The 24,392-nt window shown below is 59.0% G+C and carries 20 protein-coding genes; 9 read left to right on the top strand and 11 right to left on the bottom strand.

Translation table 11 applies throughout. From position 1 onward, the window contains the following. The first annotated feature begins 120 nt into the window (after window positions 1-120). The 6 genes from AAAK34_RS07305 to AAAK34_RS07280 all read left to right on the top strand — a co-directional run bounded on the left by AAAK34_RS07305 (window position 121) and on the right by AAAK34_RS07280 (window position 5,944). Window positions 121-1,311: a substrate-binding domain-containing protein gene (locus AAAK34_RS07305; protein WP_231693391.1), complete on the top strand. Its 1,191-nt coding sequence runs from the start codon at window positions 121-123 to the stop codon at window positions 1,309-1,311. Between the two features lie 116 nt (window positions 1,312-1,427). Continuing rightward, entirely contained in the window at window positions 1,428-2,186 is a 759-nt protein-coding gene (locus AAAK34_RS07300; RefSeq protein ID WP_231693392.1) for an ABC transporter ATP-binding protein, read from the top strand. Further along, complete coding sequence (locus tag AAAK34_RS07295; RefSeq protein WP_231693393.1) at window positions 2,183-2,908, top strand: branched-chain amino acid ABC transporter ATP-binding protein; 726 nt, start codon at window positions 2,183-2,185, stop codon at window positions 2,906-2,908. Before AAAK34_RS07300 ends, AAAK34_RS07295 begins: the two co-directional genes overlap by 4 nt. Beyond that, window positions 2,905-3,882 carry a branched-chain amino acid ABC transporter permease gene (locus tag AAAK34_RS07290; RefSeq protein ID WP_231693394.1) on the top strand — a complete coding sequence of 326 codons (978 nt, stop codon included), beginning with the start codon at window positions 2,905-2,907 and terminating at the stop codon, window positions 3,880-3,882. The genes AAAK34_RS07295 and AAAK34_RS07290 overlap by 4 nt, the downstream gene beginning before the upstream one ends. A 73-nt stretch (window positions 3,883-3,955) precedes the next feature. Further along, window positions 3,956-5,035, top strand: coding sequence for a branched-chain amino acid ABC transporter permease (locus tag AAAK34_RS07285; RefSeq protein WP_231693395.1), 1,080 nt, complete (start codon window positions 3,956-3,958; stop codon window positions 5,033-5,035). Between the two features lie 12 nt (window positions 5,036-5,047). Next, window positions 5,048-5,944: an alpha/beta fold hydrolase gene (locus AAAK34_RS07280; RefSeq protein WP_231693396.1), complete on the top strand. Its 897-nt coding sequence runs from the start codon at window positions 5,048-5,050 to the stop codon at window positions 5,942-5,944. A gap of 99 nt (window positions 5,945-6,043) precedes the next feature. Here the strand turns inward: AAAK34_RS07280 and hemH are convergent, their stop codons facing one another. Further along, window positions 6,044-7,057: a ferrochelatase gene (gene hemH / locus AAAK34_RS07275; protein WP_231693397.1), complete on the bottom strand. Its 1,014-nt coding sequence runs from the start codon at window positions 7,055-7,057 to the stop codon at window positions 6,044-6,046. Between the two features lie 99 nt (window positions 7,058-7,156). On the opposite strand from hemH, the gene ribD reads away from it, so the two are divergent. Then, entirely contained in the window at window positions 7,157-8,245 is a 1,089-nt protein-coding gene (gene ribD / locus AAAK34_RS07270; RefSeq protein WP_231693792.1) for a bifunctional diaminohydroxyphosphoribosylaminopyrimidine deaminase/5-amino-6-(5-phosphoribosylamino)uracil reductase RibD, read from the top strand. A 15-nt stretch (window positions 8,246-8,260) separates the two neighbouring features. Here ribD and AAAK34_RS07265 read toward each other — a convergent pair whose 3' ends face one another. The 7 genes from AAAK34_RS07265 to AAAK34_RS07235 form a co-directional block, all read right to left on the bottom strand. Next, window positions 8,261-8,977: an ABC transporter ATP-binding protein gene (locus tag AAAK34_RS07265; RefSeq protein WP_431777894.1), complete on the bottom strand. Its 717-nt coding sequence runs from the start codon at window positions 8,975-8,977 to the stop codon at window positions 8,261-8,263. A gap of 66 nt (window positions 8,978-9,043) precedes the next feature. After that, on the bottom strand, window positions 9,044-9,817 hold the full coding sequence (locus tag AAAK34_RS07260) for an ABC transporter ATP-binding protein (RefSeq protein WP_231693398.1): 774 nt from the start codon (window positions 9,815-9,817) through the stop codon (window positions 9,044-9,046). A gap of 6 nt (window positions 9,818-9,823) precedes the next feature. Next, window positions 9,824-11,017, bottom strand: a complete 1,194-nt coding sequence (locus tag AAAK34_RS07255; protein WP_231693399.1) for an ABC transporter permease subunit — start codon at window positions 11,015-11,017, stop codon at window positions 9,824-9,826. 60 nt (window positions 11,018-11,077) lie between these two features. Next, window positions 11,078-12,007, bottom strand: coding sequence for a branched-chain amino acid ABC transporter permease (locus tag AAAK34_RS07250; RefSeq protein WP_231693400.1), 930 nt, complete (start codon window positions 12,005-12,007; stop codon window positions 11,078-11,080). Window positions 12,008-12,284: 277 nt separating this feature from the next. Continuing rightward, on the bottom strand, window positions 12,285-14,297 hold the full coding sequence (locus AAAK34_RS07245) for a hypothetical protein (protein WP_431777893.1): 2,013 nt from the start codon (window positions 14,295-14,297) through the stop codon (window positions 12,285-12,287). Between the two features lie 512 nt (window positions 14,298-14,809). Further along, complete coding sequence (locus tag AAAK34_RS07240) at window positions 14,810-16,120, bottom strand: replication-associated recombination protein A (protein ID WP_231693402.1); 1,311 nt, start codon at window positions 16,118-16,120, stop codon at window positions 14,810-14,812. Window positions 16,121-16,226: 106 nt separating this feature from the next. Beyond that, window positions 16,227-17,321: a hypothetical protein gene (locus AAAK34_RS07235; RefSeq protein ID WP_231693403.1), complete on the bottom strand. Its 1,095-nt coding sequence runs from the start codon at window positions 17,319-17,321 to the stop codon at window positions 16,227-16,229. Between the two features lie 203 nt (window positions 17,322-17,524). Between AAAK34_RS07235 and AAAK34_RS07230 the strand changes: the two genes are divergently transcribed. Continuing rightward, complete coding sequence (locus tag AAAK34_RS07230; RefSeq protein ID WP_431777892.1) at window positions 17,525-19,732, top strand: hypothetical protein; 2,208 nt, start codon at window positions 17,525-17,527, stop codon at window positions 19,730-19,732. Then, the gene (locus AAAK34_RS07225) at window positions 19,710-20,354 is read left to right on the top strand and encodes a response regulator transcription factor (protein WP_231693405.1); all 645 of its coding nucleotides are present in this window, start codon (window positions 19,710-19,712) and stop codon (window positions 20,352-20,354) included. Before AAAK34_RS07230 ends, AAAK34_RS07225 begins: the two co-directional genes overlap by 23 nt. A gap of 76 nt (window positions 20,355-20,430) precedes the next feature. Here AAAK34_RS07225 and lolA read toward each other — a convergent pair whose 3' ends face one another. The 3 genes from lolA to AAAK34_RS07210 form a co-directional block, all read right to left on the bottom strand. Further along, window positions 20,431-21,093, bottom strand: coding sequence for an outer membrane lipoprotein chaperone LolA (lolA, locus tag AAAK34_RS07220; protein ID WP_231693406.1), 663 nt, complete (start codon window positions 21,091-21,093; stop codon window positions 20,431-20,433). 108 nt (window positions 21,094-21,201) lie between these two features. Next, entirely contained in the window at window positions 21,202-23,535 is a 2,334-nt protein-coding gene (locus AAAK34_RS07215) for a DNA translocase FtsK (protein WP_431777891.1), read from the bottom strand. A 58-nt stretch (window positions 23,536-23,593) separates the two neighbouring features. Continuing rightward, on the bottom strand, window positions 23,594-24,268 hold the full coding sequence (locus tag AAAK34_RS07210) for a Crp/Fnr family transcriptional regulator (RefSeq protein WP_231693407.1): 675 nt from the start codon (window positions 24,266-24,268) through the stop codon (window positions 23,594-23,596). Window positions 24,269-24,392 lie beyond the last annotated feature (124 nt).

Here is a 24,392-nt window from a genome sequence, read left to right as displayed (position 1 = left end):
AGACAGTTTATTATTCCCTGGGCGCCACTCCGATATAAATCAATGACTTAGCCATTGGCACGGCGTGTGCATCTCGATTAAAAGTAACAAGCCTTGTTCTATTTTTTCAGGAGACTTTGCATGAACCGCCGTACTCTCGTCGCTTTGGCCGCGCTGACCGTTGCCGCCTCCGGCCCTGCATTTGCGCAATCGGGCTCCATCAAGATCGCCCACATTTACAGTAAGACGGGCCTTCTTGAAGCCTACGGAAAGCAAACCCAGGTCGGATTATTGATGGGCCTGGACTACGCCACCGGTGGCACGATGACCGTAAACGGCAAGAAAATCACCGTTCTGGAAAAAGATGACCAAGGCAAGCCTGACTTGGGCAAGAGCCTGCTGGCTGCCGCCTACGCCGATGACAAGGTGGATCTCGCCGTAGGCCCCACTTCTTCTGGTGTGGCGCTGGCCATGCTGCCTGTGGCAGAAGAGTACAAGAAAATCCTGTTGGTGGAGCCCGCTGTGGCCGACGCCATTACCGGCGACAAGTGGAACAAATACATCTTCCGCACAGGGCGCAATTCCAGCCAGGACGCCATCAGCAACGCCGTGGCCATGGACAAGGATGGTGTATCGGTGGCCACGCTGGCGCAAGACTATGCCTTCGGGCGCGACGGCGTCAAAGCATTCAAGGACGCCCTCAAGCACGCCAAGATTGTTCACGAAGAGTACCTGCCACAAACGACCACCGACTTTACCGCCGGCATTCAACGCGTAGTGGATGCGCTCAAGGATAAGCCCGGCCGCAAAGCCATTGAAGTGATCTGGGCCGGCGGCGTGCCTCCGTTCAACGCCCTGGCAGCGCAGGACCTCAAGAAGCGTTACAACATCGACGTCTTCACTGGCGGCAACATTTTGCCCGCCATGGCCGCCTACAAGAACTTCCCCGGCATGGAAGGCGCCACCTACTACTACTTTGGCATCCCGAAGAACCCGGTGAACGACGCCATGGTGGCAGCGCACTACAAGGCTCACAAGACACCGCCTGATTTCTTCACGGCAGGTGGTTTTTCGGCAGCCATGGCCATCGTGACCGCCCTCAAGAAAACCGGCGGCGACACCAACACGAACAAGCTCATCAACACCATGGAAGGTATGAGCTTTGACACACCCAAGGGCAAGATGACCTTCCGCAAGGAAGACCACCAGGCCATGCAGAGCATGTACCACTTCCGCATCAAGAACGACCCGGCTTTTGCCTGGGGCGTGCCCGAGTTGGTGCACGAGATCAAGCCGGAAGAAATGAACATTCCGGTTCGCAACAAGCGCTGAGCTGACACCTCGGTCCGACCCTTTTTTGGGAAGGACTAATGCGGTGTAGATCCCCCCGCAAGCGGGGGAGTGGGAACTTTTTTGCCCAATGCCGCGCACCTGACCACCGACCAGACATGCTAGAAACCCGCGACCTCACCATTCGCTTTGGCGGCCACGTGGCTGTCAACGCGGTCACGTGCCGGTTCGAACCCGGCACGCTCACCGCTATTGTCGGGCCCAACGGCGCCGGCAAAACCACTTATTTCAACCTCATTTCAGGCCAGCTCAAGGCGAGTGCGGGCAGCGTGCACCTGGACGGACAAAACCTCTCCGGCATGTCGCCATCGGCCCGCACCAAGGCAGGACTCGGCAGGGCGTTCCAGCTGACCAATCTGTTCCCCAACCTGAGCGTGCTGGAGAACGTGCGCCTGGCCGTACAGGCCGTTCAAAACGTGGGGCTCAAGCTTTGGAGCGTCTGGAGCGATCACCGCGAACTCACGCGGCGGGCGGTCGACATCCTGGAATCCGTCGCCCTCGCAGACAAGCAGCATATGCCCGTGTCCAGCCTGCCCCATGGCGACCAACGCAAGCTGGAAGTCGCGCTTCTGATGGCGCTCGACCCGAAGGTGTACATGTTCGACGAACCTACGGCCGGCATGAGCCACGACGAAGCCCCCGTGATTCTGAACCTGATCCGCCAACTCAAGCAGGACAAGAGCAAGACGATCTTGTTGGTGGAGCACAAGATGGATGTGGTGCGCGAGCTGGCCGACCGGATCATCGTACTGACGAACGGCACACTGGCGGCCGACGGCGAACCTGCCGAGGTGATCGCTTCACCGGTGGTGCAAGAGGCGTATCTGGGGATCAGCAAGGAAGAGGAGACGGCATGAGCGATATCCTGCTGAAACTCGAAGGCGTTCATACGCACATCGGTGCGTATCACATCCTGCATGGCGTGGACCTGGAAGTGCCCCGTGGTCAGCTGACCATGCTGTTGGGGCGCAATGGCGCCGGCAAGACCACCACCTTGCGCACCATCATGGGCTTGTGGCAAGCCTCCCAGGGCCGCATCACATTCGCCGGCCAGGACATTACCAAAAAGCATACGCCGCAGATTGCTCACCTGGGCATTGCCTACGTGCCCGAAAACATGGGCATCTTCTCCGACCTGACAGTCAAGGAGAACATGGTGCTGGCCGCACGCAGTGCGCGCAACCCGGCCCAGATGGACGAGCAGCGTCTGCAATGGATTTTCAAGCTGTTCCCAGCCGTCGAAAAATTCTGGAACCACCCGGCCGGAAAATTGTCGGGCGGGCAAAAGCAGATGCTGGCTGTAAGCCGCGCCATTGTGGAGCCGCGCGAGCTGCTGATCGTCGATGAACCCAGCAAGGGCCTGGCCCCCAGCATCATCAACAACATGATTGAAGCCTTCCAGCAACTCAAGCAAAGCGGCGTCACGATTTTGCTGGTGGAGCAGAACATCAATTTTGCCAAACGCCTAGGAGACACCGTGGCCGTCATGGACGACGGCCGCGTGGTGCACGCCGGCACCATGAAGGCATTGGCGCAAGACGAAGCATTGCAGCAATCGCTGCTGGGGCTTTCACTATGAGCACGACCGATTTCAAACCCTTGCTGCTGGCACCCGTGCTGGCTCTCCTGGCCCTACCCCTCATCGGATCGCCTTCCACCTGGCTCACACTCACCGTGGCCGGGCTGGCCATGGGAATGATCATTTTCATCATTGCTTCCGGCCTCACCCTGGTGTTCGGCCTGATGGACGTGCTCAACTTCGGCCACGGCGTTTTCATTGCGCTGGGTGCCTTCGTGGCCACCAGTGTGCTGGGCATGATGGGCGACTGGACGGGCTCTGGCGACATCTGGAGAAACCTGGTGGCGGTGCTCCCCGCCATGGTGGTGGCCATGCTGGTCGCCGGTGCCGTGGGCCTGGCGTTTGAACGCTTCATTGTGCGGCCTGTCTATGGCCAGCATCTCAAGCAAATTCTGATCACGATGGGCGGCATGATCATCGGCGAAGAGCTGATCAAGGTCATCTGGGGCCCGCAGCAAATACCGTTGCCCTTGCCCGATGGCATGCGCGGTTCCTGGCTGATCGGCGAAGCCGCGATCGAAAAATACCGTGTGGTAGCGGTCATCGTCGGGCTGGCCGTGTTCGCGCTGCTGGCCTGGACGCTCTCGCGCACCAAGGTTGGCCTGCTGATCCGTGCCGGTGTGCAAGACCGCGAAATGGTCGAATCGCTCGGCTACCGCATTCGCCGGCTGTTCGTGGGCGTGTTCGTGGCGGGCAGCGCACTGGCCGGCCTGGGCGGCGTCATGTGGGGCCTTTACCAGCAGAACGTGACGCCGCAAATGGGCGCACAGGTCAACGTGTTGATTTTCATCGTCATCATCATCGGCGGCCTGGGCTCGACGGGCGGCGCACTGATCGGCGCGATGCTGGTGGGCTTAATGGCCAACTACACCGGGTTTCTGGCACCGAAAGTTGCGCTGTTCTCCAACATCGCGCTGATGGTCGCGGTTCTGCTGTGGCGCCCGCAAGGCATTTACGCGGTAACCAGTCGATGAAATCCTACGCCCCAACCCACGAGGTCCGTGACGCGGCCATCAAACACACCTTCGGAATCGATAGGAAGATCTCATGTTGAGTCGCCTACTTTCTCATGACCTGCCGCGAAGCAAGCTGCTGGCGGCGATTCTCATTGCCATCGTGCTGGGTCTGGCTTTCGCGCCCTTCCTCTTTCCAGGGGTGAAGGCGCTTAATGTCGCCGCCAAGATCCTGGTGTTCATCGTGCTGGTCGCGGGGTTCGACCTGCTGCTGGGCTACACAGGCATCGTGAGCTTTGCGCACACCATGTTCTTTGGTATTGGCGCCTACGGCATTGCCATTGCGACCACGCGCATGGGGCCCACCTGGAGTGCGCTGGCCGTGGGGGTGATCGGCGCGCTCCTGCTTTCACTGCTGCTGTCGCTCGCGGTGGGGCTTTTCTCCCTCAGGGTGCGAGCCATATTTTTCGCCATGATCACGCTGGCAGTGGCCGCCGCGTTCCAGACGCTGGCGTCGCAACTGTCTGAATTCACCGGCGGCGAAGACGGCCTGACCTTCAAAATGCCTGAGCTGCTCTCGCCCTCCTTCGAGTTCAGCGAAGAGCCCTTCATGGGTGCCTCACTCGACGGCCGCCTGCTCAGCTACTACCTGCTGTTTATAGCCTGCGTCGTGCTGGTGCTGGTGCTGATTCGCATCGTCAACTCGCCCTTCGGCCGCGTTCTGCAGGCCATCCGGGAGAACGAGTTCAGGGCTGAGGCCATTGGCTACCGAGTGGTGGTTTATCGTACGCTCTCTTCAGTGCTTTCCGCCTTGTTCGCCACACTGGCCGGCTGCATGCTGGCTATCTGGCTTCGGTATAACGGCCCGGACACCTCGCTCAGCTTCGAGATCATGATGGATGTCCTGCTGATCGTGGTCATTGGCGGCATGGGAACCGTCTACGGCGCCCTGATCGGCTCGGTGCTGTTCGTGGTGGCGCAAAGCTATTTGCAAGACCTGCTTCGCCTCGGTAGCGAGGCTACAGCCGGGATTCCTCTGCTTCCCTCGCTGCTCTCCCCCGACCGCTGGCTGCTCTGGTTGGGTTTACTGTTCGTGCTCTCGGTGTACTACTTTCCCACCGGAGTGGTGGGCAGGCTGCGCGCACGTGCAAGCCGTATGCAAGCGAGCTCCTGACCGGGACTACCCATGAGCCATACATCCAACTATCTGACCTGCTCCGGCCGCGAGATCCACTTCGTTGACTGGCAACCCACGGGCGATGCGCGAGGCACGGTGATCGCCTGGCACGGCCTGGCACGCACAGGGCGTGACATGGACGAGCTCGCGGAGCACCTGGTGTGGCTGGGCTACCGAGTCATCTGCCCCGACACCATTGGGCGTGGCTTGTCGCAATGGGCAGCCAATCCGAAAGACGAATACTGCCTGGCGTTCTATACCCGCATTGCACGGGAGCTGATCGATCAGCTGGCCATTGAGCGCTGCCACTGGGTCGGCACGTCAATGGGCGGCGCCATTGGCACCGTGGCGGCGTCGGGCTATTTTGAGCCGACCCTCAAGACGCGCATACAAAGCCTGGTGCTGAACGACAACGCTCCGCAACTGGCGCAACCAGCCATTGAGCGCATCAAACAATATGCGGGCAACCCACCGCAGTTTGCCACCATGATTGAGCTGGAGGCGTTCTTTCGGGCCGCTTACAAACCCTTCGGGTTCCTGACCAACGCCCAATGGCGACGGCTCACCGAAACCTCCACCCGCCGCATGCCTGATGGCCGCGTCACCCCGCACTACGACCCTGCCATGGTGGGCCAGTTCGTTCACTACCCAGAGGACTACCTGATCTGGCACCACTACGACGCCATTCAGGCTCCAGTGTTGCTGTTGCGCGGTGAGGATTCTGATCTGGTTCTGCGCGAAACCGCTGAAGAGATGAAGCGGCGCGGCCCCGGTGCGCGTGGACAGCTGCAGGTGGTCGAAGTGCCCAACTGCGGCCATGCGCCTGCGTTGAATGTGCCGGCACAATTGAGGTTGGTGAGCGCGTTCATTGAGCGGGCGGAAGGTGGGGTGGCAAGGCTTCCTTGACCACTTCTTTACCCTCGGCAACACATCAGAACCTTGCGGAGCGTTCGCGCACTCTATACACGCTGCAGTGCCGAGCTGGAGCTCGGCGGTCCCGGGGCTTCAATGCCTCAGTGAAGGAATGATTAGCTCCGTCAACGCAGCTACCCAGGAGGGGCTGTCGTTCAGGCAGGGAATGTAGTGAAACTCCTGCCCGCCGGCCTCCTTGAAAATCTCCTGGCCTTCCATGCTGATTTCTTCCAGTGTTTCCAGGCAATCGCTCACGAAGCCCGGGCACACCACATCGACACGCCCTACGCCTTGCTGCCCCAAGGCACGCAATGTTTCGTCCGTGTAGGGCTCCAGCCATTTGGCCTTGCCGAAACGCGACTGGAAACACACCACGTAATCATCGCTCTTCAGTGCAAGGCGCTCGGCCAGCAACTTGGCCGTTTCAAGGCATTCGCGCTGATACGGATCACCTAGCTTGACCGAACGCTCAGGAATGCCATGGAAACTCATCATCAGCTTGTTGGGCCGGCCATGGCTTTGCCAATAGCCGCTCACCTGACGCGCAAGCGCTCTGATGTATCCTGGGTCATCGTGGAAACGGTTGAGCATGTGCAGTTCTGGCACGTGCCGGACCTGGCGCGCCCAGTTACCCACTGCATCGATCACGCTACCGGTGGTGGAGCCGGAATATTGCGGGTAGAGCGGCACCACCAAAATGCGGGTGCACCCCTCGGCCTTCAGCTCATCAAGCACAGAAGCCATGGAGGGGTTGCCGTAGCGCATGGCGTGGCGCACGCTGACCGGATGACCCCGCTCACCTAAGTAACCCCGCAGCATGACTGCCTGTTTTTCCGTCCAGACTGCCAGCGGTGACCCTTCTGGCGTCCACACTGATCGGTATTTTTCCGCTGATTTCGACGGACGTATCCGCAAAATGACCCCGTGCAGGATCGGTTTCCAGACCAGAGGGGGAATTTCCACGACCCTTGGGTCGCTCAGGAATTCAGCCAAATAACGTCGTACCGCAGCGGCAGTGGGCGCATCAGGCGTCCCCAGATTGCACAGCAAAACACCTGTACGCGGCGCCCGCGCATCGGCAACCGGAGGTTCTTCTTTAAAACGCATACCGTATTGTCTCGCATGCTTGTATAACCCCGTGCTATTATTTTTGATTACCCTGACTGTTGTAGCCATGCAGAACCCCGTGCCCCCCTCCCCTCTGCCATGTTGCAGGCGCTTGAGCTGGCTGCGCGCGGACGACTGCATTGCCCACCCAATCCTGCCGTAGGGTGCGTGCTCGTCGGTGTGGACGGAGCCATTCTGGGGCTAGGTTACACACAGCCAGTCGGTCACGCACACGCTGAAGTCATGGCTCTGCGCGATGCCACCCAGAAAGGCCATTCGGTACAGGGTGCCACGGCTTATGTCACCCTGGAGCCCTGCTCTCACCAGGGCCGCACCGGTCCGTGCTGCGACGCCTTGATAGCAGCCGGTATCGGCAAAGTAGTCGCTTCCACGCAGGACCCCAACCCCAAGGTGGGCGGCAATGGCTTCGCCCGACTGCGAGCTGCGGGGGTCGAGGTGGAAGTGGGCCCGGGTGCATACGAAACGCGCGAGCTCAACGTCGGGTTTTTCAGTCGCATGGTCCGCGGCACGCCGTGGGTGCGCATGAAGGCTGCCAGCTCACTGGATGGTCGCACCGCACTACCCAACGGAACCAGTCAATGGATCACCTCCGCCGCTGCACGTGAAGACGGGCACGCCTGGCGCGCCCGCGCCTGCGCCGTGCTCACCGGCATAGGCACCGTACTGGAAGACGACCCACGGATGGACGTGCGCCTGCCCGGAATTCGCGGGCAGCCCACACTCATCATCATCGACAGCCGGCTTGAAACACCCACCAACGCCAAGCTATGGGGTGCCGCAGAGCGCAAGATCCTGATCTACACCGCGATCAACGACGCTAACCGCCGGGAAGCCTTAGCTGCTCGTGGAGCGGACATCATCACCCTGCCGAACCCCAGCGGCAAAGTGGACTTGGCCGCCGTGCTGCGCGATCTCGGTCAGCGAGAAGTCAACGAGGTGCATGTAGAAGCAGGGCACAAACTCAACGGATCTCTGCTCCGTGAAGGGCTTGTAGACGAAATCCTGATCTATCAGGCACCGCTCCTACTGGGCGAAGGCCCCGGCATTGCCGCCCTGGGGCCGTACACCAAGCTGGCTCAGGGGGTCAGCCTCGAATGGGTCGAGGCAACGCGCGTCGGGGCAGATATGCGTATGAGGGTACGAATGGCGGGGCGCGACCGTTTTTGAAGTACAGAACCGCCGCTACTCACCCAGGTACGCCGCCCGAACTTTTGGGTCGCTCAGCAATTCCTTGCCTTGGCCGGACATGGTGATCAAGCCGGACTCCATCACGTAGCCCCGGTCCGCCAGGGCTAGGGCGCGGCTCGCGTTTTGCTCTACCAGCAAGATGGTGACACCCTGCCCGTGTACGTCTTGGACGACTTCAAACACCTTGTCGACCATGATGGGCGAAAGCCCCATGGAAGGCTCATCAAGCAGCAGCACCTTGGGCCGGCTCATCAGCGCCCGGCCAATGGCGAGCATCTGTTGTTCACCGCCCGACATGGTGCCCGCCAGTTGGTTCTTGCGCTCGTGCAGACGCGGAAAAATGGTGAACATCTTCTCCACATCGGTCGCAATACCAGCCTTGTCGTTGCGGGTGTGGGCGCCCATCAGCAGATTCTCCAAGATGGTCATGCGCGTGAAAACGCCGCGCCCTTCGGGCACCATGGCCAAGCCCTCTTTTACCAGATCCCAGGGGCCGCGCCCCTTGATGCTGCGGCCTACGTACTCAATATCGCCATCGTTCAAAGGCAGCATGCCGGTGATGGCTTTCATGATCGTGGTCTTCCCTGCGCCATTGGAGCCGATCAAGGATACAAGCTCACCTTCGCGCACCTCGAAATCCACGCCCTTTACCGCCTGAATTCCGCCATAGGCGACCTTCAAACCCGACGCTCTCAGTAAGGTGTTTGCCATGTCAGAAATCCAGTCGGTGCTTGCGGCGCAGTCGGTCAATAACACGCGAGGGGAGAAGTTTGCCCATCAATGTCCTCCCGTGCCGAGATAAGCCTCGATCACTTTTTCATTTTTCTGCACATCCTGGGGCGTTCCTTCGGCGATGAGCTTTCCGTAGTCGAGCACGGTGACACGGTCGCACAGCCCCATCACGAGCTTGACGTCATGTTCGATCAACAAGATCGTGCGGTTGTCCTTGCGGATGCGGTCAATCAGCTCGCGCAGCATCACCTTCTCTGTGGCGTTCATGCCGGCAGCTGGTTCATCCAATGCAATTAGCTGCGGATCGGTGGCCAGGGCGCGTGCGATTTCCAGGCGCCGCTGATCACCGTACGAAAGTGTTCGCGACCGAAAGTCTGCATATTTTCCAATGCCCACGTAATCCAGCAGTTCCCGCGCCCGTTTCTCAATGGCGGCCTCTTCGGCCTTGAAGCCCCGCGTACGGAAAATAGCGCCCAGCACCCCCGAACCAGTGCGCACATGGCGGCCGACCATCACGTTTTCCAGCGCCGTCATTTCAGAGAACAGCCGAATGTTCTGAAAGGTGCGCGCAATTCCTGCCTTGGCCACCTGGTGAACAGCGGTTGGTTTATAAGGCTTGCCCGCAAGTTCGAAGGTGCCACTGTCTGGCGTGTACAGGCCGGTCAAGACATTGAAGAAAGTGGTCTTGCCCGCACCGTTGGGGCCGATTAGCCCGTAGATTTGGCCACGCTTGATGTTCACACTCACATCGGAAAGAGCCTGCAAGCCCCCGAAGCGCTTGGACACACCCTGTACATTGAGAACGGTATCAGTGCTCATGATGCGCTACGGGTTAACAGGATACTGGCGATTCTCGACGTTGCCTGGAACGGCATCGCCCGGAAACTCGATGCCCGGCGGATCTTGCTGGGCAGACGTTGGCTGCACCATGCCGCCATCAGAGGGCATCTGGCGCAGCTTGCCCCGCTCCGGCGATGGCCACAGCCCACGGGGCCGTAACAGCATGACAATGATCATGGCCAGGGCAATCAGGAGTTGACGCAGAATGGATGCATCCAGCCTGCCGTCCGTCAAGTACTGCAACGGGCCCGCTACGTGACGCAACACCTCCGGCAATGCGGCCAGCAAGAGCGCTCCCAGAATCACGCCAGGCAAATGCCCCAGGCCGCCCAGCACCACCATGGCGACGATCATCACCGACTCCATAAGGCTGAACGATTCGGGCGAAACGAAACCCTGGAAAGCCGCGAACATGGCGCCAGACACACCGCCGAAAGAAGCGCCCATGCCAAAGGCCAAAAGCTTGAGGTTCCGAGTATTGACGCCCATGGCCTTTGCGGCGATTTCGTCTTCCCGGATGGCCATCCAGGCACGGCCGACGCGAGAGTCCTGCAAGCGCTGGCAGATGATCACGGTAAAAATCACCAGAACCAGGAACAGGTAGTAATACAGCGTGACCGAGGCAACCTCAAAGCCCGCGATGCTGAGGGGCTTACCAAGATCCAGCCCAAAAATTGTGATCGAATCGATCTGGTTCAAGCCTTTGGGGCCATTGGTCAGGTTGTAAGGATGATCCAGGTTATTCAAGAAGATGCGGATGATTTCACCAAAACCCAACGTGACGATGGCCAGATAATCGCCGCGCAATTTCAGCACCGGAATGCCCAACAAGACTCCCGTGCCGGCGGCCAGCGCCAAGGCCAGGGGAATGACCATCCAGAGCGAGGTGTGAAACCCGTTGGGAAACATCGCCGCGACGGCGGGGAACGTGGAGGTCAGGTGGGGAGAAGCCAGCAGCCCGTAGAGATAAGCTCCCACCGCAAAAAAAGCCACGTAGCCAAGATCCAGCAGCCCGGCGTACCCCACCACAATGTTGAGGCCAAGAGCCAGCATCACGTAGAGAAGTGCGAGATCGGCAATACGCACCCAGGCGTTACCGAACTGCTGCAGGATCAGCGGCAGCACCAGTACCGCAATACCGCAGATGAAGAAGGCGATGAGCTTGTTCTTTTGCGTCATGTCAGGCTTCCGTGACGATTGCTTGGCGCATGAATTCCGTTCGGACGGCGATGCATCTGTTCATGCCCGATCAGCCACGCGTTCGCCCAGCAGGCCAGACGGACGCAAGGTCAGAATCACGATCAGCACGACGAACGCAAAAATGTCGGCATAGTTGCTGCCCAGCAGGCCGCCCGTAAGCGCTCCAAGGTAACCCGACCCGATGGCTTCGATCAAGCCCAGAAGGATGCCGCCGATCACGGCGCCGGTGAGGTTTCCAATGCCTCCGAAAACCGCGGCGGTAAACGCCTTCAAGCCAGGCAGGAAGCCCATGGTGTGCTGGACCGTGCCATAGTTGGAGGCATACATGACGCCCGCAATGGCCGCCAGCACAGCACCCATGAGAAAGGTGGCCGAAATGATGGTGTCCGGCTTCACGCCCATCAGCCCCGCGACCCGAGGATTCTCGGCGGTGGCCCGCATGGCGCGGCCGACCTTGGTGTAGTGCACGATCCACATCAAGACCGCGAGGGAAATCGCCGTAACACCCAGGATCATGATCTGAGTCCAGGTGATGACCGCGCCGCCAACGAAGATGGGGTCTTGTGGCAGCAAAGTGGGGAAAGGCTTGTAATTTGGCTTCCAGATGATCATGGCCAGCGTTTGCAGCAGGATAGACATGCCGATGGCGGTGATCAATGGCGCCAACCTGGGACTGTTGCGCAGTGGCTTGTATGCGATTTTTTCGATAACGATGTTGAGAACAGCCGCCACAGTGCATGCGATCAACGTGGCCAGTAGCAATATGACCCAGCCGGGCGCCCCCGCCATGTGTGTTTGCATGTACCCGATGGATGTCCAGGCGGTGAGCGCTCCAACCATGAGCACTTCGCCATGCGCAAAATTGATCAACTGGATAATGCCGTACACCATGGTGTAGCCCAAGGCGATCAAGGCATACATACTTCCCAGCACCAAGCCATTGATGATCTGCTGCAGCAATATATCCATGGCGTGTCTTTCCCCAGATTGGCCTATCAGTAGCAACCAGCTTCATTTCATGCGGACACGTCCGCGATCTTGTTGACAGCGGTCGCGCCTCAAAAAACCCGCCAAAGCAATCAGGGATCGCTGCATTGGAGGCGGGTTCGTCATAAAAATTCTAGCCCGGCGCTTTGCCAAATACCTGCCCTGAATGACGGTGTATCACGGGGGTTTTCCCTTGAGAACGGGTTCGTGAAGAGAAAAAACTCCTGCCCGTCTAGCTTTGAGGTCTGGCGCCCTCAGACTAGTTCATGAAATCAACAGGCTGCGGGAAGCTGAGGTAATTTTTCGTCAGCTGCTTTTCGCGCTGTTGATTGGGATTTGCATTGACGCACCAGTCATCTGATTTGGGGTGCTTGACGCCCTTGCTGTCGGTCACCGTGCAAGATGCCAGGTCTTGTTTGTCAAAGATGCGCGCTCTGTTGGTGGGGCATTCAGATGCATTCAGACTCACAGAGCACGCAGCGAACTTCTCCTTGACCACAAAGCTGTAGACCCAATCGTTGAGGTCTGTGAAACGCACCCGGACGGGGTACGAAGCTACGGTGCCCACCCTGAACCCGGCGATCTGGCTATTGCCTGGCAAAACGACATCCTGCTTGTCGCTCTCGCAGTTCGGGTCGGCAGGATCCTGTCGGAAAGAGCAGACGCCGTATTTTTTGATCACTGGCTTGTTGATCTTCCCATTCAGAGACGCAGGCACTCCGACCGCCACGGAAAATCCGTCGGCATAAGAGAATTGCGCTTCATTCTCAAGGCCCTTGGCACCACCCACGGTAAAGACCAGCCCTTCGCCCACTTCACTCATGAAGCCCACGGCATCGTCCACCGAGAAGCCGTAGGCGTTCATCTTGAGATCATCGTGAATCAGCTTCACATAGGGGTTGAAAGTGAGCTTGGGATTGGCGATAACGCTAGGCTGCTGGTGGTTGTACTGAAGGTCATGGATATACATCGACTGCGCCTTCTCGTGATCCCAGCCGGTTATCTTGGTATCAGCCAGCTTGTTGGCATTCGCGCCGCAGCCTTCGTTGAAGGGTACCCAGCCATAAATGTGCATCATGGCCTCCCAATAATTGAATGAGGGCTTTTCAGGAGTAGTGCCTTGACACTGTCCAGCGCGATACAGATGCAGATAATTTTCGTGGTTCTGCTCAAAGAATTGTTTGATCACTGCCATCTTGTCCTGCATATCCTGCGGGCAGGCCACCTTCTCGGTGATATAGGCACTGATGTCCTCGCCGTTCCAGGAAACGCAAGAACCCCACAAATTTTGCATGCGCTGAACGGCCTCTCCGTAGTGGAGTGACTTTTTCTGTTCCTCAGTGCAACGCCCTTGCAGACAGTCCAACACACTCAGCACCGGAGGAAAGCCGCTGACAGGCTTGATAGGGACATTGTCTTCCGGGGGCAATGTACCGGAGCGCTGGGCAAAGATGTTGTAGCCCCCAGGAAGCTTCAATGCATCAAGGTTGTATACCGGCCAGCCTCGACCAACCGAAGAGGCCGTCTCTGGCGTTGCCCCAAGGAACTCACCGAGACGAGTCTTAAACTGAGAAAGTGGTTGAACCGAACCACTGTAGCCAATGTATGGATTATTGCGTGGGCCGATCGCCACAGGCATGTAAACGTGATCCACGTAGGAGATGTTGTAGCCCACATTTTCCGGCTTCAGCAGTCGCAGCGTCTCACCTTCGGGAACGATGGAATCGCCGAAGGTGTATTCAGACAATTGTGCATAAATATTCTCCGGGAACTGCACGTCGCTGGAGTACGTGGTCAGCGCGCAATTGTCGTTTTCACCTTGGCAGGTCACGCCCTCTGGGGTGTTCAGCTTTTGATCGTCCTTGTTGCGCAGCCTGTCGTTTCGATCAGCCAGCACCACTCTACCGCCATTCCACCAAGTGATGAAGCGACCCGCAGAAAGCTCACTGTAAAGCGGCAGCGTGATAGTGACTGACGAGCCGGGCTTGATACCCACGCCTTCGTTCACATAAAGCTTGTATACGTACTCGGTCGGAAACGGTTCGCTGGACCGGAGGCAGGCTTGAACCCACTCATTGACCGCATTCTTGCTCGTTGCCAAAACGGGGTAGATCGTATCGGTGTCAGAGTTGTTATGAATGGTGATGGTCTTAGGTTCGACCATCATCGTGCTGCCGTCGTAGTCCTTGCACGCGATGGTGGCGGGGTTGGCCGCTTCTGGCGGTGGGCTGCCGAGCCCACCCCCGACCCCCGCGAGGACCAGTACACCCATCCCTCACCCTCGACCCATGTATAGCCCGAAGTTCCGTTTTCGTCCATCCAGCCCACGCCTTCGACCCAGTTCATGCCGCTCCAAGGCGGATCTTCACCGCCGCAAGCTGCCAGGGTAAGCGCCACCATAGCTGCAATTCCTGCCAACCACAATGAAACTGGCCGACGATGCTTTTCCGGTCGTTTGAAAACGAAGCTCATATGACTCTCCAAAACAGAGGTTCCTTCAGCTGTAAATGTCAGGAATTTTGCTCGCACCTTGTCACTCCTGGAAGGAATTTTCAGCATTTCAATTTGAAGCACCCCAATTACCCCGGTCCAGCCCTCACGAATCGAACTTTCGACTTATACGAGTTGTCGTCACCATCAAACTTTGTGATCCGGCAAAAATGCAACAAGGGTTTGGAAGCACTCAAGCAATGCTCAATGCCGACAGCATGCACCAAGATTCTGTAAAAGAGTCCACCCGCTGGACGCCTCAACCTAAGCTGGGACGCATCCACCTGAAGAAAATCACTTGCCGGATTTGCGTGCCTCTTCGTCCCACTTCTTCAGAAGAGCCAGCTTCTCGCCGATCTTCGTTTCCAGCCCGCGCGGCACAGGCTGATACCAACCCGGCTCCCGGATGCCGTCGGGCAGGTAGGTCTCACCCGCAGCGTAGGCATTGGGTTCATCATGGGCATAGCGGTACTCATGCCCATATCCAAGTTCCTTCATGAGCTTGGTCGGTGCATTGCGCAGGTGAACCGGAACCTCCCGGCTCTTGTCCTGCTTTACGAACGCACGGGCGGCGTTGTAGGCGTTGTAGCCCGCATTGCTCTTGGCTGCGACCGCCAGGTAGATCACGGCCTGCCCAAGTGCAAGCTCGCCTTCCGGGCTGCCCAGCCGCTCGTAGGTCAAGGCGGCATCGTTGGCGATCTGCATGGCTCTGGGATCTGCCAGGCCAATATCTTCCCAGGCCATGCGCACAATGCGCCGTGACAAATACCGGGGGTCAGCACCGCCGTCGAGCATGCGTGTCAGCCAATAGAGTGCCGCATCCGGGTGCGACCCACGCACGGACTTGTGCAGCGCCGAGATCTGGTCGTAGAAGTTGTCTCCGCCTTTGTCGAAACGCCGTGAGTTCAAGGTCAGGGCGTTCTGCACGAAGTCAGAATCGATCTTCTGCACACCCGTGGCGCCCGCCGCAGTGTGGCATTGTTCCAGCAGGTTCAGAAATCTGCGGGCGTCTCCGTCGGCATAGCCAATGATGGTGTCCGTGGCCCGTTCCTCAAACTCGAGATCGCCGAGCGCCTTCTCCTTGGCGCGCCGAAGAAGCTGCCGCAATTCATCTTCCGTGAGCGATTTGAGCACGTAGACCTGCGCCCGAGAGAGCAAGGCGGAGTTCACTTCGAATGAAGGATTTTCGGTAGTAGCCCCAATGAACGTGACCAGCCCACTTTCCGCATAAGGAAGAAGCGCATCTTGCTGCGACTTGTTGAATCTGTGGATTTCGTCGACAAACAAGATGGTGTGCTTACCCAGGCTCAAGTTATGCTGCGCCTGTTCCATGGCAGCGCGGATATCCTTCACGCCTGAAAACACCGCCGACAGGGCGATGAACTCGCACTTGAACGCCGTGGCGGTCAGCCGCGCCAGAGTCGTTTTGCCCACCCCGGGCGGGCCCCAGAAGATCATGGAATGGGGCTTGCCTGACAGGAACGCCAGCCGCAGCGGCTTGCCCTCTCCCAGCAGATGAGACTGCCCAACAACCTCGTCGAGGGTCTTCGGGCGTAGGATTTCAGCGAGTGGGGCCGAGGGCTCCTGTGCGAACAAATCGGGCATTGCCCGATATTAGCCCGCAGAGCCATCAGCCCAGATCCAGATCTGGGATCTGCCCTACCGACGAGGGTTTGGGGATCTCGGCGCCCGGGCCCTCGAATGAACGTTTTTATCGATACGTGTAGGTCACGCTGTACGGCACCGTCATGGCAATTGGCGCCGTGATGGCTATCGTCGCGCTCACCTGGCCCACGTTGCCGCTGAACGAGCAGCTGTTGATAGTCAGACTGCCAGCTGCGCCGTTGCTAACCTGGCTAAGCGACAGGTTGCTCGAAGGATCATTCACCCACCCGCAGAATTCGTCTTGCGAGGATGGCTTTGGAATATTCTCGATGGTGATCGCTGGACCGGATACGCCGCTTGCCGTGTAGGTGAGCGTTAGCGTGTAGTTGCCGCCAGAGCCTGGAACTACCGGCCCCACACCACCACCACCACCACCACCACCACCTGTCACAGCTGCGTAGTTGTTCGCCAAGGCAACGCGCAGATTGTCTGGAAGCACAAAGGCGCCGGAGGCAGCCGACGAAATCAGCCCAGAAAAATCGATGCCAGTTTGCGTCAAGGCCAGCTGCAGTGCCTGAAGAGCCTCCAGAAGTTTGTCCTGAGAGACCACGGTTGATGGGTCTACTTCATTCAGGCCGGAGACGCCCAGCGCGGCACGCAGCGCCGCCAATGCCTTGTCCATTGCCGACTGTGACAAGCCTTTCAGATCAGCCGGACCGGTACTACCCCACCATGCGGCGGGCACCTTGCCTACCGCATTGGCCACCATTAGCTCCGTCAGCGGAGAAATATTGATGCTGTCATAGGACCAGGCCAGAGAGTGGTAAGCCAGCCCCGCGGGAAGATCGCCACCGGAAACCCGCACAGCACAAGGCAGTGTCTGGCCAGTGGTGTCGACCTGCCAGGCACCAGTTGCCGATGTCACGGCGCTCAATACGGCCGTTGAACCATCGCATTGCACCTGCACTTGGCCACCTTTGATAGGTGCACTGGTCACCGCCGTGCCGAAAAGTTTCGTCGCATTCGGCGTGGCGGGGGTGGTGGGCGTCCCAGGTGGAGTGGGGGTCGTAGGGGTGGCCGGATTAGCCCCTGATTCAGAAGAGTCAGAATCGCCACCACAGGCCGTCGCGCCCGCCAAGAGCGCCGCAGCGGCGAGCCACAGCAATGGCCGCCGAGCCGTGAAACGAGACAAATTACTCATTGCGGGTGTTCCTTTTGGTTAAAAATGTATCTACGCCCAACATTTTTGTAAATCATCGTGTGTCTCGCAATCCCGCGAACACGGGATCAGAAAGCCAGACCACCTGCCTTAAAAAGTGAAAGAGTAAGAAGAAAGAAAGAGTTGATAAATGCTGGACTATCTTGCGTATGAAACCGTCTTACTCGATTAGCTGTCGTTGAAATATGGCTCCGTTTGCCTGGCAAATCCTTTCACAGCACCGACCGCCCGCACTATGGCTCTTTGGCGCGCTCGCCTACTGCCTGGTTGCCACGGCATTGACGGTTTCTATCGCACTGAAAACGCCCTGGATGGGGCTGAAGCTATCCCCAGGCGATCAGGAAACGGTGGTTGTCACGGCAAGTCGGCTGGATGGCATCCCGGCGGGCGCCACACTCTTGGCGATTGCACGCCCGAGGCACGAGGCGATTGCACTCAAGGCTGAAGACGTCATGGAAGAGCCCGACATGCTCCCGACCTACGCCCGGCTCGAAGAATTCCTAGCACGCCAGAACACCATAGCCACCATGCTGCAGGGCTCCGTCGTGGAACTGCAATGGCGAGCCGGACCTGGGACGCCCGCGCAAACCTCCACCGTCACACCGCGAGAACGAGCACTCAGCCACCTTCCCCTCCTTTTCTGGTTCCAGATCGGTGTGTCGGTCGCGGGCTGCTTGATCGCCTGCTGGATCTGGGTGCTGCGCCCCGGCGAATGGGGAGCTCGCATGTTCGGAGTCACCGGGCTTATGTTTCCGGTATTCGTGATGCCAGCGGCCATCTATAGCACGCGCGAGCTCGCCTTGCCAGGCGATTTATTCCAATGGCTCGGGCAGCTGAATTACCTGGGCACCGCACAATTTGGCACTGCGCTAGGCTGCATCTTCCTGATGCATCCCACTCCACTGGTGCGTCCAGCACATGTCATCTGGCCTTTCCTGGTTTTCAACGCATGGTGGCTGACCGACCTCCTGCGCATCGCACCCAGTCCCTATTGGGGAAGACAAGCAGCCATTCTTGCCATGCTCCTGATAGCTATCGCACTGGCGGTAGTGCAGTGGCGTTGCAACCGGAGTGATGCACTGGCCCGCGCCAGCCTGCGCTGGCTCAGCCTGTCGCTGCTGGTGGGCAGTGGGTTGTTCATTCTTCTCATCATCGCCACTGCGGTATTGGGCTGGATACCACCACTACCGCAGGGGTATGCATTCGGGTTTTTCCTGCTCATCTACGTAGGCATCGCACTCGGGCTCAAGCGCTATCGCCTGTTCGACCTGGATGAATGGGCTTGGCGCATGCTGGTGTGGGTAGGCGGCGCATTGGCGGTGGTGGGAGTCGACGCACTGCTCATCGTGCTGCTGGATTGGTCGGCCGGCCTGGCGTTGGGGGCATCCCTCTGGATCTGTGGTGCACTCTACTTCCCGGCTCGGCAGTGGCTATGGCAGCGCTTCACACACCGCCCCGGCCTTCAGGTGCAAGAGTTGCTGCCCGACGTGGTGCGCATCGCGTTCCAGCCTTCTCGGCCTGCGCAGGAAATGTTGTGGGACGATCTTCTTCGCCGTATTCATGATCCCATGCAGCTGGAAAGCAGTGATTTTGCAGGACAGCATGCCAGACTGACGGACGAAGGTCTGACGCTTGAGGTCCCTGCCTGCGGCAGCATTGCGGCCCGCCGGTTGCGCTATCCGTCACGCGGTCAACGTTTGTTTTCTACCAAGGATGCGTCTCTACTCAATGCCTTGTGTCAGCTCATGGACCAGGCTCAGGCCAGCCGAAACGCCTACGAACGCGGTGCCGACGAGGAGCGCCGCCGAATTTCCCGCGACATGCACGACGACGTGGGCGCACGCCTTCTCATGCTGATCCACCGCGCCAATTCTCCCGAATTGGCCGAACTCGCGCGCTCAGCCATGCACGACCTGCGCTCAGCACTGCACGGGATGGATGCACGCGATGCCCCCTTGACAGACGCACTCGCCGACTGGCGTGCCGAGGCAAGCGCTCGCTGCGAAGCCGCACAGGTTCAACTCACTTGGACCACGGAAATGCCTGGCGACGGCGAGACACCTTCCCTGGCGGCACGTCAAAAGGTCGTCCTCGAACGTGCACTGCGTGAAGGCCTGACCAACGCACTGCGCCATGCGCGCCCGATGCAGGTGAAAATCGCTTTCACGTTGCGTTCTGCAGCACTCCAGCTCGTCATTCAAAATGACGGCGCGGTCGGCACGCCCAGCCAATGGGTGGAAGGACGCGGACTGCAGGGCATGCGCCAACGGCTTCAGACCTGGGGTGGCACACTTCGGACCGGCCTCACGGAACAAGGCTTTGCTGAGCAGGTCGTTGAAATTCCAATGAACATCGCAGAACAGCCACCATATGAATCAAGCACTGCTTCTTGACGATCTGCCCGATGCGCTCACCATTGTGGAAACGGCGGTGCGGGAAGCCTTCAACGACGTCGTATGCACGACAGCGCGCAGCGTGCGCGAGGCCATGGCCTTGATCGAGACAAACAGCTTCGATCTCGCCCTGGTGGATCTATCTCTCGGTGATGGTCATGGCCGGGACGTGATCGCCCAGCTGGCGCAGCGTCAATCGAACTGCGCCATAGTGGTCTCCACGATTCATGACGACGACGAAAATCTTTTCCAGGCTCTCCAAGCCGGCGCCCAGGGATACTTGCTGAAGGATCACCCCATATCGTGGCTGGCCACCCAACTGAAAGGAATCGTTCAAGGGCAACCGCCGCTGTCTCCTGCCATCGCCAGGCGGCTGTTGCGCCACTTTCAAGCTGCACCACCTGCCAAAGCGCCGCCCCTTGAAAGCCGAGAAGATCTCAGCGCGCGCGAACGCGAGGTATTGTGCCTATTGGCGCAAGGGGTTCGTATTGCCGAAATTGGCGAATCACTTGGCATCTCGAGGTACACCGTGGGCGACCACGTCAAGAACATCTACCGCAAACTGAACATCAGCAGCAGAGCAGAAGCCGCCTTGCGCGCCAGAGGCATGGGGCTTGCGTAGCCAGCGCCCATTGATCCGGCCCCGCGCCCGCCTTTCCTGGAGCGTCTTGGGACGCGATCGGCTACCCGGCTCTCATTCAGTTTCGCAACACATCCACGCCCTGAGGCGGCTTGAACTGGAAAGCACTGGCGGGCACTTCTGCGTTCATCTCGAACGCCGTGAACGTTAGAACAGAGCGCTGACCAAAGCTGTCGAGAATCTCGAGGGTGCCCAGTTCAGAACCCTTGGGGCCTTGCCGGAACCCCACGAGAACACTCTGCAACTGGCCGTCGCGGGTCTTGGGAGTGGCCTTCACCCACTGCTGCCCATCCTTGTCGGGCTCCTCGCTCAGAGTGAAGTCCTTCTCCAGCGACTTCACGTTGGGCGCAGCAGCCACAATAGCAGCCGGGGTTGAACCCAATATCTGCTCCTGCGGACGTGCAGTCACCTGTTTAAGATCTACGTCGTACAGCCACAAGGTTTGCCCATCTGCGACTATGGTCTGCTCGAAAGGCTTGGTGTAGTGAAACCGGAACTTGCCCGGCCGCTGAAACTCGAAGGTGCCGCTTTGTGTCTTGCTGCGAGCAGTTTGTCCTTCCTTCGCGGGCGAAGTCACGACCTGCGTGAAACCCGCCTTGCCCGTGCGAGCGGTTTTCACGAACTGTTCCAGGCTGTCCATACCGCCGGCCCAGGACGCTGACGCCCCCGCGGCCATGGCCATAACAACTGCAACTCTGATGAAACGAATACTTGTTTTCATAGGAGCTTGATGGAGTCACCGAAATGATGAAGGTTCGACCCCGCAACCAACGGATACATCCAGATGCGGGAACGACACTTAATAGAATGAGGTACCGCTAGTCGCCAGCTAGTCGCCACGCGCCGGCACAAGAATTTCGCGTTGGCCGCTACCACTCATGGCGCTGACGAGACCCGCTTTCTCCATATCTTCCACCAGACGCGCGGCACGGTTGTAACCAATCTTCAAGTGGCGCTGCACCAGCGAGATGCTGGCCTTGCGATTCTTCAGAACAATCTCGACCGCCTGGTCATACATGGGGTCTTTCTCCTCCCCGTCGCCGCCCTCACCCAAGCCGCCCTCTTCCCCATCAGCCACGCCGCCCTCGAGCACGCCCTCTATGTAATTGGGCTCGCCCTGGCTCTTGAGATAGTCGACCACGCGGTGCACCTCATCATCGCTGACGAAAGCACCGTGCACCCGGATAGGGAAGCCAGTGCCGCTGGGCATGTAGAGCATGTCGCCCATGCCCAGCAAGGCCTCTGCCCCCATCTGGTCAAGAATGGTGCGGCTATCAATTTTGCTGGAAACCTGGAAGGCAATGCGGGTCGGAATGTTGGCCTTGATCAGCCCCGTGATCACATCCACGCTGGGCCGCTGGGTAGCCAGAATCAAGTGAATGCCGGCGGCACGTGCTTTCTGCGCCAGGCGCGCAATCAGCTCCTCAATTTTCTTGCCCACCACCATCATCAAATCAGCGAGCTCGTCGATGACCACCACGATGTGCGGCATTCTGTCCAGCGGCTCGGGGTCATCCGGCGTCAGGCTGAATGGGTTGAATATGAACTCGCCACGTGCCTTGGCTTCGTCGATTTTCTGGTTGAAGCCTGCCAGGTTGCGCACGCCGGCCTTGCTCATCAGCTTGTAGCGCCGCTCCATCTCGGCCACACACCAGTTCAAGCCATTGGCAGCCTGCTTCATGTCCGTGACCACCGGCGCCAGAAGGTGCGGAATGCCTTCATACATAGACATTTCCAGCATCTTGGGGTCGATCATCAGCAAGCGCACATCCTTGGGCTCTGCCTTGTAAAGCAAGCTCAAAATCATGGCGTTGATACCGACCGACTTGCCTGAACCCGTGGTACCAGCTACCAGCACGTGCGGCATTTTGGCCAGATCGGCCACCACCGGATGACCGACGATGTCCTTGCCCAGGCCGATCGTCAGCATGGAACGGGCCTCGTGGTAGACCTGCGAACCCAGAATTTCAGACAGGCGAATCGACTGCCGCTTGGCGTTGGGCAGTTCCAGCGCCATGAAGTTCTTGCCTGGAATGGTCTCGATGACACGTATAGACACCAGACTCAGGCTGCGCGCCAGATCCTTGGCCAGATTGACCACCTGCGAGCCCTTCACGCCTGTGGCGGGCTCAATCTCGTAACGCGTGATCACGGGACCTGGCGAAGCCATGACCACGCGCACCTCCACGCCGAAGTCCTTGAGCTTCTTCTCGATCAGGCGACTGGTCATCTCCAGTGTCTCAGGAGCCACAGTTTCCTGGCGCACCAGAGCCCCATCGAGCAAATCAACCTGCGGCAAGCGGCTGTCGGGCAACTCTGTGAACAGCGGCTTTTGCTTTTCTTTCGCTACCCGTTCACTCTTGGGTACCTGGGCTACAACCGGTTCGATCAGCACCGGAGCCGGGTTCTGCACTTCGATTTCCTCGCGCACATGGTGCACCACCTCTTCGCGTTCACGAGCAGCCTGCTGGCCCAGTGCCTTGTCTTGCGCAGCTTCGCGCTTCTCGCGTCGCATTTCGAGCAGGGAATACATGCCGGCACCGATGCGCTCTGCCAGGCGGCTCCAGGAAAACCGGAACACCAATGCAGCCCCCACCAAGCTCGCGCCAATGCCCAGCAACGCAGACCCCGTGAAGCCCAGCCATTTGACTGCCAACGGCCCGCCCAGGTAACCGATGACGCCGCCAGCGGAGCCCGGAAGGTGCCCCTCCCAGCGGTAAAGCCGCGTCCACTCGAGCCCCGTGCTCGCAGCCATCAACAGGACAAGCCCGCACCAGAAAGCCGCTCGGGTATGCAGCAAGCGGCTCCAGACATCGGTAGGCGCCTCTGCCCCGAATGGAGTGGCCCTCAACCAGCGCAGCACGCCAGAAAACCAGGCATGCGCGCCTGCGGCCACACACCACCAAATGGAAAACCCGAAAAGCACATAGGCCAGGTCGGAGAGCCAGGCACCGATCTTTCCAGCCCAGTTCTTGATCGGCCCGCCCGCACCTGAAGTGGACCATGCAGCGTCCTGGGGCGAGTGACTGACCAGGGCCATCACGCAAAAGATCAGCGCGGCCAAACCAAGTACCAGCAGGAGCTCCTGCGCGAATCGACTGGCACCACTGCGCGGCGCCGACGCGCCAACGGGGGTGTTAAGGGTATTGAGTGAGTAAGCCATGGATATAACTACAGCCCCGAAGCTTACCGCATGCGACCCGCCCGAACCAGACCGAAATTCATTCCAGCGTGTTCAAGCGCTCCTTGACAAGAACCAGGCCGCTCTCTTGTGTCTTGATGAACCCCCGTTCCTCCAGGTCCTTCATCACGCGGCTGACCATTTCGCGGGAGGCGCCCACCATCTTGGCAATATCCTGGCGCGAGATCTTGTCGCGAATAAGCAACTCTCCGTCCTCGCTTTCGGTGGCCGCCTCCAGCAATGACCGCGCCACACGACCATAAACGTCCATCAGCGCCAACGATTCGATCTTGCGATCCGCATGGCGAAGACGCTGGACCAGCCCACGCATGACGGCGTAGGCCATGGAAGAATTTTCCGGGAGGCAGCGTGCGAACTCCAGGCGCCCAAGCATCAGGACATCGGTCTGCACTTCGGCGCGGACAGTGGCGGAATGCGGCTCGTTGTCGATGAGGCTCATCTCGCCAATATGGTCTCCCGGTTGCAGCGTCGCCAAAATCACCTCTCTGCCACGGCCATCGGCCGTTATCACGCGCGCCCTGCCATTGAGCAGAATGAACAGCGCGTTGGATTTCTTCCCCTGCTCGACAATGACCTCACCGCGCTTGAAGCGACGCTTGATCACGGAGTCGGCCACTGAAGCCGCTTGCGACTCAGTCAGCATTGAAAACAAGGGAACCCTGCGAATCAGATCGAGACTCGACAGCATCGTCATGTGCAATAACCTCCGGTCGTCACGGCTTCCCCCATGTTATTAAAATCGAAGCGCCCGTGTCAGCATCCCGGCGCAATTTGAAATACCTCACATTGCTCCTATCGTAGCTCAGCGGGCGTATTTT

Source organism: Ottowia caeni (genome assembly GCF_050821495.1).
GTDB lineage: Bacteria > Pseudomonadota > Gammaproteobacteria > Burkholderiales > Burkholderiaceae_C > Ottowia > Ottowia caeni.
The sequence above is the reverse complement of the archived record's forward strand: the minus strand, read 5'-3'. Positions and strand labels throughout refer to the sequence as shown.